This is a genomic window from Comamonas sp. JUb58, assembly GCF_004364775.1.
Classification (GTDB): Bacteria; Pseudomonadota; Gammaproteobacteria; order Burkholderiales; family Burkholderiaceae_C; genus Comamonas.
Window position 1 is genome coordinate 73,921 of record NZ_SOAL01000021.1, and the last position, 16,466, is coordinate 90,386.

16 protein-coding genes are annotated in these 16,466 nt (G+C 57.5%); all 16 read right to left on the reverse strand.

Going from position 1 to position 16,466, the window contains the following annotated elements; translation table 11 throughout:
• Nucleotides 1-9: 9 nt before the first annotated feature.
• The 16 genes from EDF71_RS25600 to EDF71_RS20465 all read right to left on the reverse strand — a co-directional run bounded on the left by EDF71_RS25600 (nt 10) and on the right by EDF71_RS20465 (nt 16,463).
• Nucleotides 10-5,826, reverse strand: coding sequence for a tape measure protein (locus EDF71_RS25600; RefSeq protein ID WP_166656601.1), 5,817 nt, complete (start codon nt 5,824-5,826; stop codon nt 10-12).
• A gap of 123 nt (nt 5,827-5,949) precedes the next feature.
• Nucleotides 5,950-7,614, reverse strand: a complete 1,665-nt coding sequence (locus EDF71_RS20395) for a S8 family serine peptidase (protein WP_133858379.1) — start codon at nt 7,612-7,614, stop codon at nt 5,950-5,952.
• A gap of 369 nt (nt 7,615-7,983) precedes the next feature.
• Complete coding sequence (locus EDF71_RS20400) at nt 7,984-8,319, reverse strand: DUF1799 domain-containing protein (RefSeq protein WP_347876683.1); 336 nt, start codon at nt 8,317-8,319, stop codon at nt 7,984-7,986.
• 5 nt (nt 8,320-8,324) lie between these two features.
• Nucleotides 8,325-8,738: a phage tail assembly chaperone gene (locus EDF71_RS20405; RefSeq protein ID WP_133858381.1), complete on the reverse strand. Its 414-nt coding sequence runs from the start codon at nt 8,736-8,738 to the stop codon at nt 8,325-8,327.
• A gap of 106 nt (nt 8,739-8,844) precedes the next feature.
• On the reverse strand, nt 8,845-9,492 hold the full coding sequence (locus EDF71_RS20410) for a phage tail tube protein (RefSeq protein ID WP_133858382.1): 648 nt from the start codon (nt 9,490-9,492) through the stop codon (nt 8,845-8,847).
• Between the two features lie 114 nt (nt 9,493-9,606).
• Nucleotides 9,607-10,008 carry a phage tail terminator-like protein gene (locus tag EDF71_RS20415; protein ID WP_133858383.1) on the reverse strand — a complete coding sequence of 134 codons (402 nt, stop codon included), beginning with the start codon at nt 10,006-10,008 and terminating at the stop codon, nt 9,607-9,609.
• The gene (locus tag EDF71_RS20420; protein WP_133858384.1) at nt 10,005-10,562 is read right to left on the reverse strand and encodes a hypothetical protein; all 558 of its coding nucleotides are present in this window, start codon (nt 10,560-10,562) and stop codon (nt 10,005-10,007) included. The genes EDF71_RS20415 and EDF71_RS20420 overlap by 4 nt, the downstream gene beginning before the upstream one ends.
• A complete protein-coding gene (locus EDF71_RS20425; RefSeq protein WP_133858385.1) occupies nt 10,559-10,924 on the reverse strand; it encodes a hypothetical protein in 366 nt (121 codons plus the stop codon). Before EDF71_RS20425 ends, EDF71_RS20420 begins: the two co-directional genes overlap by 4 nt.
• A gap of 1 nt (nt 10,925) precedes the next feature.
• Complete coding sequence (locus tag EDF71_RS20430) at nt 10,926-11,339, reverse strand: DnaT-like ssDNA-binding protein (RefSeq protein ID WP_133858386.1); 414 nt, start codon at nt 11,337-11,339, stop codon at nt 10,926-10,928.
• A gap of 3 nt (nt 11,340-11,342) precedes the next feature.
• Nucleotides 11,343-11,540, reverse strand: coding sequence for a hypothetical protein (locus EDF71_RS20435; protein WP_133858387.1), 198 nt, complete (start codon nt 11,538-11,540; stop codon nt 11,343-11,345).
• Nucleotides 11,541-11,577: 37 nt separating this feature from the next.
• The gene (locus tag EDF71_RS20440; protein ID WP_133858388.1) at nt 11,578-12,546 is read right to left on the reverse strand and encodes a major capsid protein; all 969 of its coding nucleotides are present in this window, start codon (nt 12,544-12,546) and stop codon (nt 11,578-11,580) included.
• A 21-nt stretch (nt 12,547-12,567) separates the two neighbouring features.
• Nucleotides 12,568-13,308 carry a hypothetical protein gene (locus tag EDF71_RS20445; RefSeq protein ID WP_133858389.1) on the reverse strand — a complete coding sequence of 247 codons (741 nt, stop codon included), beginning with the start codon at nt 13,306-13,308 and terminating at the stop codon, nt 12,568-12,570.
• 130 nt (nt 13,309-13,438) lie between these two features.
• On the reverse strand, nt 13,439-13,708 hold the full coding sequence (locus EDF71_RS20450) for a hypothetical protein (protein ID WP_133858390.1): 270 nt from the start codon (nt 13,706-13,708) through the stop codon (nt 13,439-13,441).
• Nucleotides 13,705-14,013 carry a hypothetical protein gene (locus EDF71_RS20455; protein WP_133858391.1) on the reverse strand — a complete coding sequence of 103 codons (309 nt, stop codon included), beginning with the start codon at nt 14,011-14,013 and terminating at the stop codon, nt 13,705-13,707. Before EDF71_RS20455 ends, EDF71_RS20450 begins: the two co-directional genes overlap by 4 nt.
• A 13-nt stretch (nt 14,014-14,026) precedes the next feature.
• Nucleotides 14,027-15,136: a minor capsid protein gene (locus tag EDF71_RS20460; RefSeq protein WP_133858392.1), complete on the reverse strand. Its 1,110-nt coding sequence runs from the start codon at nt 15,134-15,136 to the stop codon at nt 14,027-14,029.
• On the reverse strand, nt 15,120-16,463 hold the full coding sequence (locus EDF71_RS20465; RefSeq protein ID WP_243854375.1) for a DUF4055 domain-containing protein: 1,344 nt from the start codon (nt 16,461-16,463) through the stop codon (nt 15,120-15,122). The genes EDF71_RS20460 and EDF71_RS20465 overlap by 17 nt, the downstream gene beginning before the upstream one ends.
• Nucleotides 16,464-16,466: the final 3 nt, after the last annotated feature.

Below are 16,466 nucleotides of genomic sequence, written 5' to 3' on the forward strand. Positions count from 1 at the left end.
TCGCCCTCCTTAGTTAGACATGACACTCACCTTCATGGCGTTGCCGTTGTCAGTTGCATCATTCAGCGTACGGCTAGTACTGCCCGTGCTTTGGGCTGTTGACGCCGTATTGGCCTTGATCTCCTGCAGCTCTGTGCGCAAGGCTTTAACCTCGGCGATTAGCTCTGCGTTGCCTGAGCCTGCGCCTTGGTTTTGCAGTGCATCCATCAGCGCACGGTTGTCAGCAGCCGGGATGACCCGCTCTCCTTTGTGCACCATTGCCAGCATGTCGCTTGGCAAGTAGTTGGTGCCAACGTTGAGCTTGGGGACGTACAGCCCCTTCTCCTCGTCATACACAACCTTCCCGCTACCTGAGTAGTCGGGGTAGTTGCTGTATGGGTCTTTGCCGTTTGCAAGCTGATCTGCCGTGTTGCCCATCGCCGTGCCAATGGAGCCGTCTTTGTAGACTGGGCGCCCATCAGGCAAGTAACCCTCAAACATCGACTCCGACGAGTTGCTGCCAATGATGTAGCCACCACCGCCACCAAAGCTTCCGCCTCCTCTGCCGCTGGATGCACCCGATCCGCCACCTTCTGCCGCATCCTTCTCAGGAAACATCAGCTTTTCCAGCGCTTTGATGGCGTCAGTGACGCTCAGCGTGGCATTCACCTGGGTCTCGCCGTATTCCTTCCAGAAAGTGAGCGTGTCATCCAGGCGCTTGATCTGCGAGGTTGCCAAGTCGATCTGCTTTTGTGCATCCGACTTGGCCAACTCCGCATAGCCTCCAAGTTCATCCAGCTGCCCCGCCAGCACCTTCTTGTCGTAGTCCAGTTCCGCCTGGGTGGCGTAGTTGTCCATGACCAGACCACCGGTAGCCGCCTCGATGGCCGACTTGGTCGCTTCGAGGTCAGACAGACCGCCACCGTTGCGGGCATTGGTCAGCGCTTGCTCGATGAACACCATGCCGGCAGCTGCAGCCCAGCTCGATCCATCCTCGACCGACTCCCGCAGCGACTTGGCCGCATTGGTCACCAGGTCGAAGTAGCTCGATGCTTTGGACAGCGCGTCCTTGGCGTCAGCAGTGAACTGGTTCCAGTACTCCTTTTCACGGGAGACGGCGGCTTCCAGGTTCTTCATGCCCAAGGCCTTGGCAGTCTCGGCGGCTTGCTTGGCCTCCTCGTCTGCCTTAGTCTTGTCCTCGGCCGCCCAAACGTCGCGCTGCATGCGAACCAGTTCCGGATCGTTGTACTTCTCCAGTTCCTTGATTTGCTTTTCACGCTCCAGGCGCAGGGCCTCGGCGTCATTGCCCTGGGCCCGCAGCAGCTGCAGGTTCAGGTCCTCTTTCAGGCTGGCGATGTTCTCGGCAGACGTGTAGATCATGTCGAACACATCGACAAGAACCAGCAGACTGGCATAGAGCTTTCGCCCTTCCTCAGTCGATAGATCGATGCCGTTGATGTATTCCTTGAAAGCCTCACGGCTTGCAGGCATGGTGTCCACACCCAGCTTTTTGAGCTGTTCATTCAGTAGGCGCGCTTGGTTCTGCGCCTTTTCCTGATCCGAGTAGAACTTGCCGTAGTAGTTGCCCGTCGCTGCAGAGAACTGCTCCCCTCCGCCAAACGCGTCGATGATGTCCGAGGCCAGGTCTGCACCTGCCAACGAGGTATCCATCAAGGTCACGCCAAGCATGTCGAAGACCGTGTTCACGCTCAGGAGCGAGTCAGACAGGCGGGTGAGCGCCTGCACTGCCGTTTCACCGGCCCGCACATACTCGCTCATGACAAACACCTGTTCTGTCACGGTTTCGGTCATCTCACGACCTACTCGGCCATATTGCTGGGTGTCGCCGTCAGAGGGCAGCTCCACGTTGTCCCACACCATGCGGGTCACTTCGCGGGTCTGCTCCTGCCAGGTGCCCAGCACCGAGCGCGCCATTTCCTCATTGGCTTGCGCCAAAGCGGCCTGGATCTTCGCTGCTGCCTCCTCCTGGCTCAAGCCTGTCAGCTCCAACCCCTTGCCACCGGTGTCAGGGTGGATGTCATCCAGCCCCAGAGTCACTCTCATGGCGCGGATCGAGTCGCCGTCCAGACCCAGCGTGTCAGCACGCGCAGCAGTGTCCTCGCGCATGGTGAGGAATGCATCCTGCAATGCCTTGATGGGGCTGGACAGTGCCTCGATAGAGCCGTTGTACTGCTCCAGCATCTCCAAGCGGCTGTACTGCTGCTGGATTTGCCGCTCGCGGTAGGCGTTGCGGGCATCGTTAGGGTTGTCCGCAATCTCCTTCTTTAGGCGCTCGATCTCGGCGCGGGATTTCTCCTGCTCCTGCTCTGCAACCACATAGCGATAGTCCGGGCCATCGAACAGGCCGCCGCTCTCGCGCATCAGCTGGTAGCCATAGAGGTCGCCTCCCAGCTCGCCGGTAATGCCGCTGCCGACCTGCTTTTCCTCCTTGAACATGCCGCCCAGGTAGGCGGCCGCCATGACAATCGCCGCGGCGTAGCCCACTCCAGCATATGCGCCCATGCCGCCAGAACTAGGGACATTCACCATCCCCACACCAGACGGAGCGGCATAGCTGCCGCCATAGGCCGCCGCACCTGATGCGCTGCTAGCACCCCAGCCGCCCACTGTAGCGCCCGCATTGGACAGCCAGTTCCAGCCCATGTAGTCGCCAGCCGACATCATCCAATTGCCAGCAGTGGTGAACGTTAAGCCGGTGTACAGGCCATATCCAGTGTTGGCGGCAGAACCAAGGTTCATCAGGCCCCCTAGGCCACCTCCGCCCGAGCTACCACCCAGCAAGCCGCCCAAGAGCCCGCCAGCGCCGCCGGCCACCCCCAGCAAGTTGCCAACGATATTGACCACAAAAGGCTCCGCGAGCATCTTGTAGATCTGCTTTGCCACCAGGGTGAAGAATGACGTGCGCAGCGACTTGCAGAACGACTCCCACCCGGACTTGCCGTTGTTCATCATGTCGGCAAAGCCGTTGACAAAGATGTCCTCTACCTGCTGGACCGTCGCACTCCACTCTTCTACATAGGCCGAAGTCTTTGTGTTTTCGGCGCGCTTGTCGTAGATGTCGTTGATGCGTTGCTCTGCTTCCGCGCGATCCTTCGCCGTGGCGAAATCCGTCTCGTCAAGCTTCAGCAGCTCCTTTTTCCTCTCCAGTTGCAGGTCGTACAGCTGAACGGTCATTCGTCTCTGTGCATTCGACGCCCCAATAAGAGAGGCCTCCACTCGGAGGCTATCTGTGTCATTGGTAGTGGAGCTTTGCAGCCCGTCTATGGCAAGACGGGCTTTCGTCATACCATCGTAAAGCCGTACATAGGCCTTAGCAGCCTCATCCTGAACGGCCACTTGCTCCTTGTAGGCCTCAATGTCGCGGCGGGTTTGCTCCTTGGCTTGCTCCTGCGCCTTCCAGATGGCCAAGCGGGCACGCAAATCTGCTTCGTGAGCAGCATTCAGTTTGACCTTGCCGGCAGTCAAGTCGGCATTTAGCTTGATCTCTGCCTTTTGTGCATCATTCAGGTTTCCGGAATATCGCAGTTCCTCGCGATTGAGATCAATCTTCCCTTGGATTGAAGCAACCAGTGTGTTGTACTCGTTTACCTCTTTCTTGACCGCTGCTGCACCAGAGGTATCCCGGCCCTTCTTCGCCATAGAGGCCAATTGCTCATTGACACCCTTGATGCGCTCTTCCAGGTCTTTCGCCTCTTTGGAGTTGCCCAATTGGGCGTTCTGCAGGTTCTTGAGCTCTCCTGCCAGCTTCTTCCCGGCATCCTGAACCTCGCGCATCCTCTCAGCCTGAGATTTGTAGCTCTTTGCCGCATCAAGTGCTGCCCTGGCACGCTGCAGGAACACGTTGTTTTCCGCAGATACGAGGGGAACGGTCGTGCTTTGAGCTTCAGCAGCGCCCCGAGCTGCAGCCTGAACTTCGCGAAGGGCCGCTGCCATATTCAGCCACTCTTGAATTCGACCGCGAGGCAGATAGCCTGCGCTTACTGCATTCTGTAAGACAGGCGCGAGATTTCCACCCTCCTTGGATGCCTCTCGAAGCGCCTCAATCATGAGGTCGAACTGGTCAGCCGGCATACGAATGTTTGCAGCACCCGCAATCGACTGAATCAAGTCATCGGTGAGTTTCTGTGCTTGCTTGACTGCCCTCTGCTGCTCATCCTGAATCGCCATCTTGATGACAATCTGCTTCTCAGCAGGCAGTGCATCCAGCTTCTTCTTCAGCTGGTCTAGCGGCTGGTTCAAGCCACCGATGCTCTTGACCAGGCTTTCAGAACTATCCCGGAACGTGTAGAACGCAGCCGTGGCAGCGCCTGCTACCGTCAGGATCAAGCCCAGAGGTCCGCCCAGAAACGCCATCGCTGCGGACGCGCCTCGCGCTGCCCCACCCATAGCGATCAGCCCAGTGGCCGCAGTCGTGCTCACGCCGGCCATGCTGGCCAAGGTCAGCTGATAGCGCGCCGCCTGAATGGTGGAAGCAGCGAATGCAACCCCAGTAGAAGCAATGGACGCCGTGAAGCGAGCGCCCAGGACCAAAGCCACCGCACCGCCAACCGTGGCCAGAACATCCAGGTTGTTGGCCAGCATGCTGATGCCGTTGGCAAAGCCCTTGGTAGCGCCACTAGCAGTAGCCTGTGCGCCGACCATCAGCATGATGTTGTTCTTCAGGACCGTGAAGGCCCCGGAGATAGTCTGCACCGACTCTGCTTCTTCGCGCAGTTTGCCCAGCGCCTTTGGAAGCGAATCGGCCAGGACAGCAGAGGTGAGCTGCCCAGCCTCTGCCATCTTGCGCAGTGCGCCCACAGGAACGCCGAGGCCATCTGCCAAGGCTTTCATCAGTCGAGGTGCTGCCTCGTTCACCGAGTTGAATTCTTCGCCACGCAGGACGCCGGAGGCGAATGCCTGCGACAACTGCAACATAGCCGACGATGCTTCAGATGCAGTCGCGCCGGACACTTTGAGGGACAGCGCAACGGTCTCGGTGATGTCCGACAGCTTCTGCTGACTCAGGTTGAGCGAAGCAGTACCGTTCGCAATACGCGCATACAGCGTCCCCAGCTCACCGATACCTTGCTGAGCATCGGTAGAGATACGCTGAACAGATGCCATCGCAGCCGAATAGTCCGACGCACCCTTTGTCGCCAGCTTGAGCTGAGCGGTGAATTTGGTGTATCCATCGATCTGTGTGATGATTTCGCGGGCTCCAAACCCAACGCCGATGATGGACAGCGCTGCGCTCACAGCGTTTGCTGCCGTGTTCAGTGCGCGGAACGACTTCTCAGCCGCACTGCTGGACGCAGAAGCGCGCAGCATGTCTTTCGCATACTTATCTGCCTCACGGGAGGCTTGCGCCAGTTCTTTCTGCTCGACCTTCAACGCGTCGATGCGGCTGCCCATGGCGCGAGCGATCTCCTGCGCGCCCGTGCTCATCCCACGCTGCGCGGCGCGATAGGCTTCCATTTCGCCGCGAGTCATGCGAAGGCCATTCGCCTCGTCAACGAGCTTACGAATGTGCTTTTCTTCTTCGACGGTCAGCGAGGCCATGGCACGCGCCAGGCTTGCGGTGCTGGTCACTGCTTCACGCGCAGCTGTGCCAGAGGCTTTGATACCGGTGGCGGCCTTCTGCGCGGCGTCGCCTGTCTTCTTCAGGCCATCACCTGCGCCAGAACCCAGGTCCGCCAGAGACTTCGCAACCTTCTTGCTCTCCGCAGAGATTCCGGCCATCGATTGCTCGACTTTGGGCCCTTGTTGAGCCAGTTCGGTCAGCTTGTTGATGCCTTGCTGTACCTGGCTAGTTTCTACAGCAATGCCTACGGCTGCTACATCGGTCATATGGCGTGCCCAATAAAAATGGCCCACGCAAATGCGTGAGCCCATGAAAAAGGCCCGCCGAAGCGAGCCCAAAACAATTTCAAGCCTTAAGCCAGCTTAGAAATTTTTGCGTCTTCTGAAAGCTTAGTTACCGTAGACCTCAACCTCAGAATAGCCAAGGTAAGACACAGGGTTGTACCCTTCAATTTTCAGGTAACGGTGTGACGTCGAATTAGCGGATACAAAGACCGGTCCCCAATTGATCTGTCGAGTTTCACTGGTGTTCCCGATTAACGTGTAGTTAACGCCATCGTTAGAACCGTACACCTTAAAAGTAGCGGGATTGATACCATTACCATTCGCGGATGTGACAAGCGTCAATCGCACACCATACACATTTTTTGCTGTCCCCAAGTCCGCAATTAAGGATCCTGAATTACCAGGAAAGACATGCATATCCGAAGCAGGGTAGTACTTTGCATTTCGGAGCTTCGGAATATCTACAGAAGAACCAAGCTCTGATACCTTAAATACTGGAAGCTGCTTTGTAGCGTTGCCAACAGAATGTGTACCATATTTCACAAGCTTACCCGCAGCCCCTGATTGAGAGTGAAGCTTCAATAGTTGCTCACGGACAATGGGTCGAGTGGAATTGTTACCCCATCGGCTCGCCACGGCAGCAGTGAAAGGTGCGGAGAACGATGTGCCAGTGGATACTCGACGCTTACCATCAAAAAAATCCAGGGAGGTGATATTGAAGCCTGGCGCCCACAAGTCAACGCAGCTTCCATAATTTGACCCGACTGACGGAGTGGGCAAGCCCATATAGCCGCCATCCTCTGGCAAGAATCTAGTGCCATTTTGCTTAATACCTCCGACAACTACAATGCCATCATTGTCCTTCGGGTTGTTATACGAAAAATTACAAGCGTTAGAATTGTCATTTCCCGCAGACTGCACCACCAACAGTCTATTACTAGCACGACGGACAGCCATACCGGTCTCACCAAAGTGGTTAAATGCCGGGCCATTATAAGAAACTGAAAGAACTGAGAAGACACCTTGTGCTTCTGCGTCGAGCGCCGCAAAATCCAGGCCTAAGGTAATGTTATCCAAAGCCTGATCCCAAGTGTTGGGATCAATCAAAACGTCACCTGGAGTATTTTGATTTGTACCCCCCATCATCGCGCTAATTAGCCGAATAGGTTGATTTGGATTAACCCCAACAACATTACTGGAGTTTTTCTTTGCCCCGATTATGCCCATAACGTGAGCAACGTGCAGTCTATGGTCATTTTCGTAGTAATCATATTGAGAAGTTACAGCGTCTTTTACAAATGTAAAATTAAGATCATTCACAGCTCCGGAATGCATCCCAGTTGGCTTCCCATCAACCACATAGATAACATTATTAAACTCACCATTACCAGCACCAGAAGCGTTTACGGCTCCAACGCCCCAAGATGCAACTTCATTTAAAGAAGTCACGTCCCCGGATATCACTGGCGGCGATGCCTCAGAAATAGTTATGTTTTTCTTTGCATCAACCTCATTGATAGAAGAAATCCTCTCGTCTTTTCTGAGGCGTTCAAGGGCGTTCGGAGTAAGCCAAACTAAAAATGCGGGTTCAAGTGGACCAAAAAATGCGTATTTTTCGAAATTATGAGTTTCGGACAACTCTTCCGCAGCTCTGAGATATGCAGATGGTAGATCCAGAGATTGCCCCGAAGCTGAGTGCAAAGTCTCTTGAGGATCGGCATCACCATAAGACTCTTTCGAGACCGAGCTGACAAAAATAGGGTTTAGCACAACTTTGTAGAGCGTCTGGCGTTTACAGAGGACTTAGAGAAGCTATCTCCCTTTCTGGTCAACGATTGCTTTGCAAGCCCCACCTCTACTCCTTCAAAGGAGTCGGGTTGATATTTACCCGCAAATGCGCCTGTAGAGACCAAAGCACCTATCAAAAATGTCAAATACTTCATAAAATCCCCAAGTTGTATGGAATTGCGTAAATTTCTTTACACAACAGATACTAAGTGAGGGAATGAGAAGAATTCTTACATCGCAAGTCAGCTTTGCAACATGTTGTAGGTTATTCGGAAAACTTAAGAGATTAGTATCTACCCACTCCGCAGATACATGTCTAATTTGCGTAGGTGCGAGGAAAACTAACGCATTTCAAGTTTGTTTCCTTTGGTCTTTAGTAGCAAACTCTCGTAGGGTCGCCAGTGCCTCTGCCTCAATGACCATCATGTATTCATGCAACTCATCCCAGGCCTCTCCACTGGCCTTACGGTCCATCAGTGGGTACATGGCCTCCCAGCGCACACCCAGCGGCACGCCTCCCATTGCTGGGTAGACCCACCGGGTTCCGATCATCATCGCGATGTCCAGCGCGGCTTCGTTGTCCGGCCAGACTTCGATGATCTCAGGCTCTGGGTAGTCTTCCAGCTCGAACCCTGCAGCTTGAGCCTCTGCCTCCGTGACAGGAGGCTCAAACAGGGATCGAGCTATCTGCTTTAGTTTCCCAGCTGGCCGGTGAACAGAGCTGCGTCGTACTTACCCAGCACCTTGGCCAACGAACCGCCGCACTGGTCTTCCAGCACGATCAGGCTGTCAACGCTGAACTCGTCCTCCAAGTTCCAGCCCGTAACGGCGCCGGCCACAATCTCGGCCGCCTGGCGCATGCCGTCCTTCACCAGATCCTCGAACGAGAATTCTGCCTTCTCGGCCGGCTGCTCGACGCCGTCTGCAGTCTTGCGGTGTGCATCACGGATTGCAGCCCACTCGCTCTTTTTCTGAGCCTTGGCAGTGAACACCACATCGAACTCGTCGCCATCAAGGTTCTTCACAGTCACGGTCAGGGGGAAGGTCGGCGACTTGCCAGCCATCATCTTCAGGCTGGTCACGGGAACAGTTTTTTGCTTTGCCATAGTCTTGTCTTTCAGCGGGAGAAGTTAAGCCCGTGCGCAACCGCCCGCCCCGCTGAAGGAGCGAAGCGGCTGCGTCGGTGCAATGGTTGTGGGCGGAATGCCAGGGTTACGCTGGGTAGCGCGTGGACTTGTTCTGAGCGTTGAAGGTGCCCTTGACCACGACGGCTTGGCCTTCGGTCAGGGTTTCTTCTTCATTGAACGACACCTTGGCGGGGATCAGCGACAGAGCGCCGGTCTTGGCGCGCTGGCGAACCACCGTGTCGGCGTTGGTGTCAGACAGCATGCGCAGTGCTTCGTACGCTGGCGAGCCGATCATGTCGGCGTCCATGTCGAAGGTACGTTGCACAGCGTTGAAGCCATCGTTCAGAACGATTTCGTTGTCCGACTCGATGAACTTCACGTTCACGGTCTTGGCATCGCCGCCGCTCGTGGAGTGGTTCATGGTGCGGTCCAGATCCACCCAGGTGCTGACCTTGCGCGCCGAACCAGCGCCTTGACCAGGCGTGAAGAACTCGGTGTTCGTGGTGTCGCCGCGCTCCAGCGTATAGCTGTCGGTGGTCACGCCCTTGACGCGGAAGGCGCGGAAGTTCAGGCGGCCCCAGGCAGACAGGATCAGGACGATGTCGCCATTGGCAAAGCCGTGGCCGACAGAGCTGACAACAGCTTCTGCAGCATTGGAGATGCCACTGATCGTTTTCGAGGTGGAGAGCGCGGTGGCAACGGAGGTAATCGTGCCGGTTGGAGTACGTGCCATATGGGCCTTTCAGAAATGAAAAAAGCCGCTCGGCACATGCTTCGCGGCTAGGTTTCGCCCTCATCGGGCACAAAGAAACCACCTCTCGGTGGCATTAGTTTTTGGCGACGCGCCCTATGACGGGTACGCCTCCCAGGAGATGGAAACAGGAACAGTCCAGCGGCTTTCATCCGGCATCCCGGATGAAACTGCAGGCGTCTTGTTCAATTCGATGCGAAAGCCCGGGCCCGGGATGATCTGGGCGGGCTTGAAGTGCTGCTTGAGCTGGTCGGCCATAGCATCAGTCACCTGCCGGCCCTTCCCTTCCGGGTAGCGCAGCGTGATCTGCAAAATTCCTCGCTCCTCCGTCAGAGTGCCTTCAATGCCAAGGTCCACCGGACTATTCACCAGGTGATAACAGGCTTGGTATGGGCCATCTGGCGGCTTGAATGGCACGTTCTCGAAGGCCGTGGGCAGCACGCCAGGCATGGCGAGCAACTTGGACTCCAGCAGTGCTTTGATTTGTGAGAGGGTCATTTGACAGATTCCACTGCGCGCTTCACTGCTTGGGCGAAGTCTTGAACGGTCAGACGCACCATGCCACCGGGCGCTTGTTTAGAGTGCCCGTACTCCAATTTCTTGGCGTACGGCAAATTGTTCGTGAGAAAGATCGTCTGCCCAGGCTTGAAGCCTTCCAGTACGACCTTTGCACGGCCTAATGCATCGCTACGAGGCTCGCTGTCCACGGACTCGTTCATAGAACCCAGGCCGACCTGCCAATTTGACTTGAATCGCCCACCTGTATAGTTCTGCCCGGCCTTGAGCTTGTAGGTCGTTTTGAGCTTCTTCTGGCCCATCTTGCGGATCCGCCTTTCGCCCTTTCCCGCATCTGCATTGATCGCGCCAACCCAAAGGTTGTGCGTCTCACGCGCATACATGACGCTCTTGTTGGCCTTCCACAGGTCAGGATTGCCAACAGGAGACTTCTCAATCATGTTTGCCTGCAACTCGATAGCGGTTCGGCGAGCAACCTCCTCGCACTTTTCACCGGCCTGCAGACACACCTTCGCAAGATCATCAGCAAAGCTCATGAGGCCCTCACTATGCAGTCATGCAGGACGATGACGCCAGCCGGCTTCAGCGGCCTGTTTCGGACCACCTGAACAACGTCCGAGCCAACAGTTAGCACATCACCTGCATCTGGTTCAAACGAGGCATCTGGCGCAATTAAGGCTCGACGGTCGCCAACCAGGATCAGCTCACCGTCGATCAGGTGGTTGTCGAACTCCAGCAGCGCGACCGTGCATGGTGACTGCAGCTCTACGGGATCGGTTGGGCCAGTTTCTGGGTCATAACCACCAGGCGTAGAGCGAGAGATCGCCCCTGCCTGGCCGAATCGATCCAAAAGCCGCTTGGCAGTCGCTGCTGGGCGGGAGTAGTCGAATTTGGCCATATCACGCCCTCACAAACTTGACCTGACCAACACCTCCTATGATCATGCCGCGCATCAAGGCATCAATCACGCCGAAGCGCTTCTGACCACCGTTTGCGGGCTGTGCGTACTTGGTAGTGATCGGCCCCACCGATTCTTCGGTGACAGCCTGGGCGTCCACATCGGAGAACAGAGAGCCATCGGATGCCCGTAGCGCGGCCTCACACGTGGCGTGCTTCAAGGCATCGGCAACGGGGTCCAGGAACTCAGGCCGAATGCTGTACATGGTCACGACATACTGTGTGCCGCGCCGCAGAGCAATCTCTTGCTTGGCTTCATCAGCCGGCCAGTCGTAGCCCATGCGCTCCATGTAATCCTGCGCCTCAGCCAGCGACACCAGCGAGTCATAGCCATCTTGTGGAGCGACTACCATCATGGCTTACTCCTGCGCCTGGGCTGGCTTGCGGCCGCGCTTGGCAGAGGTGTCGTGCGATTGCTCGCCGCCGCCGTCTTGCGCTTGTTCCTGCGCCTGAGCTGGCTTGAACACGGCGTCGATGATCTTGAAGCCCTGGGCGCGCAGCTCGGCCTTGCGTTCAGGCGACACGGGATGCTTCTCGTATGCGATCTTTTCGGTCATGGTTTCTCCAAAGAGAAAGGGGCCGTAGCCCCTTCAATTACTTGGCTGCGTCGCCGATGGTCATCACGCCGGCCGAGGCCTTGACGCTGTTTGCGACCAGGTCCCAGTTGGAGCCGGTTGCAATCTCGGTGTCCGTAGGCGACTTGCCGCCGTTGGCCGTGTCCCAGGTGTAACCCTTCAGGCCCAGACCAAAGGTGTAGTCGGCCTGCATCGTGGTTTCGATGCGCAGCTTGCCGTTGGAGGTCTGCACGTTGGTGATCAGGTCGGAGCCATCGGACACCACTGCAGCACCGCTCACCAGCGACAGCACCTTCTCCTTGTCCGGAGTGCCAGCAGTGAACAGCGCAGGCGCATCCGTTACGATGACGGCCTTGCCCAGGATGTCCACGATGGTCACGCCTTGGAACTGGAACAGGTGATTTGCGTTGGCCAGGTTCTGACCGATCAGCTTGTGGTACATCGCACCGGTCATCACTTGCGCGATGATGCGGGCCGAGGCATCGCCGAACTTGGCATGTGCGCCATTGATGGCCACATAGGTCACCCCAGCGGTCGCGGACACATCGTTGACGGCACCAGCCTGGTTGCCGATGGCAGCGGCCAGTGCAGCAATGGCGGTGTTCAGCTGGTCGGACATGATCGCTTCCGACAGGTTGCGGGAGATGACCTCCAGCGCTTCCTCGGGCGACTTCTGGATCCAGCTCAACTGGCTTGGCTCGAACAGCACCGGGCCGAAGCCGCCAGCGATTTTCACGCTGTCGTACTGCTTCTGAGCCAGGGGCGTTGCAGCCTGAGCACCATTGGCGGCGTATCGGTCAACACGGCGCTGGGCGCTGTGCACGCCGGCCCAGAACGATTCCTGCAGGAAGTCGCCGTCGATTCCTTGAGTGGTCAGCTGGATTGCACCAGCGGATGCGGCATTGAACTTGGCCACGTCTTGAGCCAGGGTTTCAATGGTTGCGCTCTTGAGGTACTCGTTGAATACCTTCATATCGGACAAAGCCATAGCTTGCCTTTCTGCCTGTTATCAGGCCTTAGAAGTGAGTTTCTTGATTGCGGCCACTCGCTCGGCTTTGCTGCCGCCAAAGTTGCCAGATTGATTGCCACCGCCGCCACCTGAGCCAGGAGCGCCAGAGCCACGCACTGCGGGCCAGAAGTACGGAGCGCTCTCGCGAATGGACTCAGCCCACTCTTGAGTCGTCAGCGGCTTCTTGCCGTCCTTGCCCAACATGACCTCATCACCGTTCATTGCCACCACCTCGCCGTCGTCGTTCAGCACCCAGGTTCCTGCGCCACGGCGCACAACGTCGTCCAGCGCTTCAGGCAAGGCACCAGCGCGGGCCGCTGCATCACGCAGCACGGCTTGCAGGGTGCGGTCGGCCAGCTTTGCGGCTTTGCCTTCTGCCTTGGTGCGGCTGTCGGCTTCGGCCTGCAGCTTCTTGTCGTAGTCAGCTTGCATGCGCTCGGTGCGCTTCTTGACCACTTCATCGAGCTTGCCGGCGGCGATCAGCTTGGCGTCTTCATCGGTTTCCAGATGCTGCAGCAGCGCTTGGATTTCCTCGGGCGTCTTGCCCAGTGCCTTCCAGGCGCTTACCTGCTTGCTGGCATCCTTTGCCGCCTGCCGCTCCTTATCGAGCGCAGACTTGAGGCCTGCCGGGTCTTCGTAGCCATCCAGATCAAGGCGGAACTTCCCGTCCACCTCCTTGTACAGATCGCGCACGTTTTCAGGAACCGAGTCGAGCGAATCGACGGTGAGTTTCAAAGTCATGTTGGTTTCGCCAATCTCTGGCGCAGTTGAATACACCCGTCTCGGGCATGAAAAAGGCCGCAGGGCATCACGCCGAGCGGCCACGAAAAAGCCCGCCGAGAGTTGTCTTGGCGGGCTTAATTACAGAAAATTATCGTCTTTCGACGTCTTGGAATATGACCATTAATAAGGCTATTTGACCAGCGGCGTCTTGAACCCTAACATCCACCCCTGGGTATCGCTGGGTCAGCGTGCGCATCTGGTTAGCATAGGGCCCGCTTAACTGGTCATATACAGCCGGCCACCCCACCCGCATGATCTCCAGCGCCTTCTCAGCCAGTTTGGATTTAGTCCTTTGATGCAAATGCCGGTCTAATGCGTCGACCATGAAAAACCGGGCTGCTTCATCCACGGTTTTCATTTGACGACCGCCGGCTTAATTCGCCTTGGCTTAGGCTCTTTCACAATACGTGGCTTGTCAGGCACCATCTGGGACCACACTCCACGCATGTGGCAGTGGTAGCAGATGCGGTCATCACACACGATGCCCCGCTTGTAACGTCCATTTTCATCAATACTCGCCCCGGTCGTGGTCGTCATAACCGTGCGGCTGCCGCACTTGGCGCACTGCAGCACGCCAGGCGGCGGTTTGATGCCCTTGATGCCGCTCAGCAGCTTCTCCGCCGGCGTCTGCTCTCGGGGTGGAACGATGGATAGTGTGGTCACAGGCCAAGTCTACTCAAAGACCGGCCAATTCAAAAGCCCGCTTGTCCCTGTGCCGTAGCTCGTCCAGGGTCAGAAACACGCCTTTGTGAGAGTACATGTCCGCCAGGTCGAGTTTCCCGTCACGCATAAGTCGCGCTCTGGTTTGGCCTAGCACCTCATCCTGGCGCGCAGCAGACTGCTTTTTGAGCCAGTCGCCATAGGTCGTGTCGGGCGGCACCTGGCCGTCCATGCTCGCCCTGCTCTTGTTGCGCAGCTCCAGGTCTGGCAGGTCGATCCCCAACTCCTTGTTGGACTTCACCACTGGGATGGAGGCAGACCGGCACCGCCAGTGCAATCTGCCAGGCCCAGCGCCCCAGGGGATCTCATGCCCTATCGGCTTGTGCGTCTCCGGTGTGTACAGCTTCCCGTCGCGGATCCGGCACTGCGGAGTTGTCCGCAGGTCCAGGGTCGCAGACCACTTCAAGCCCTTGAGCACATCGGAGTTCTTCGCATAGAAGGCGTCATGGGCATTCCCGGCAGTGTGAGCAATGGCGGTTCTCACCACCGCCTCAACATCGCGCCGTGACTTCTCCAGCAGTCCATCAGTGAAGCCTTTTGCCTTGGTGCCACGCAGCTCACGAATGATCGCGTCTGTCGTCTTGCCTTCAAGGTAGCCTTGTGCGATGGCTTGGCGCACTGATCTGAACTGCTGAACCGCCAGGTCCTTCCACACTTCCTTGAGCAACATGCCTTGGAACGGCCGGGACATCGCGGCCGAGTAGACAGCGTTCGTGGACACCGAGGCCACATGCACCAGTGTTGGCGTGTTGGCCAGCAGCATCTGGTGCAGGTAGGCGGTCTCGTAGTCCACAAACTGCTTGAGCTCGTCCAGCAGCTTTTGTCCTGCCTCAGCATTCCCCGCTGCGATGATCGTCCGCACGCTGGCCAGCATTGAGGCCAGGCGCTCGGCCTTGAACGTGATCGGGTCCACATCAGACAGGATCGAGATCAACTCGTCCAGCATCCGCTTGTCCGACCGGTTCAAGATAGCCATGATCCGCTTCAGGACGCCATTGGAGTAGCCCTGCAGACCTACAGCATGCCGAACGGCTTCATCTTCGAGGAGTTCATTCACCGTCACCATTCATGTTCCCCAGGCTTGGCCCTTCGGCTTGAACCCTCTCGATCTCGGCCTCAGGGTCCACATCAGGGCCGACAACGCCACGGCGCTGCATCTCCACGATGGTGGTTTCCTTGGTCAGCATGCCTGCGCCTTGCAGCGACAGCACCAGCTGGGCAGAAGCATCAGTAAGGGTCGCAGCGCCGAAGTCCTTGAACAGCGACACCGTCCCGCCGTTACCGGCCTTGAGCCAGTCCGCAGTGATCTGCAGGCACCGGTCCATGGCGTCCTCGAAGTCCTCAACCGTGCTTTGCAAGGTGGACTTGTTGGCCTCGGCGTCGTTGGATGCCTCTGTCGCGGTGCGTTGGCCTGGCTGCTTCACCAGCAGCTCGGCGCCCGTCTGGATCATCTGGTCTTCCAAAGCTTCCAACTCCGAGCGCCCCACGGTCACCGATTCGGCAGAGCCCTGAATCACTTCGGCCTTGGCGTCGGCGTTCTCAAACCGCAGCGCGTATGCGGCGCCGGCAGAAGGTGAAGCCAGCTCGCCGTCATTCACCCCGGTAAACACCAACAGGCGCTTACGAGCGAATCGCACCGAGTCGTCCTGGTCGCTCTGCTGCTGCCAGTGCTTGACGTTCTGGTGCGCCAGGCCCACCAGTGGCGGCGCGCCTTCCATGAAAGCTACGCGCCGGCCGTAGTACGGAACAAACGGGATGTAGCCAAGAGAGGTCGCCCCCTCATCCACCAAGGCCCATGCGTCCGTGCCTTGCTCGTACAGCGCCCAGCCCCCAGGGGTCAGGACCCGCACGCGCTGCACCAGCTTCACCCCGTAGTCGCCATCCTCAACTTCAGCCGTTTCATGCAGCCGGAGCTGGGTCAGTCGCGCCACACCTTCGGAGGTGTCCAGGCGCCAACCCAGGATGGAGTCATGCGCGTAGTGCGTCCAGTACGGCCGCTGACCACCCTCTGCAGGGAAATCCACCAGCACCCCGCCGAACCCGTGAGAGAGCGCCTCAGCGAAGAGCTGAGAGGCAAACGCATGGATCGAGCGGCCCTGACCATCGATGTCGGGCAGCAAGGCTTTCACCTTGGGCGGAACATCCTCGTTGATGGTCATCTGCTTGGAGAACGGCTTGCCTGACATCACCGTGCAGGTGCGTTGGTAGGCCGGGAACAGCGTCGCGGTCCCAAGCCGGTACTTGTAGTCTTCGTCATCTTCACGGGGCTGCTGCGGCAGCAGGGTCTTGCCCGCCTTCCGCATAGCCTGAGTGCCCCCCATAAGAGGATCAATCACCGCCCATGCTTCAGCCATCCGCTTGACCGTGTCGTTTTGTTGGTTGATAGCTGTCATGTT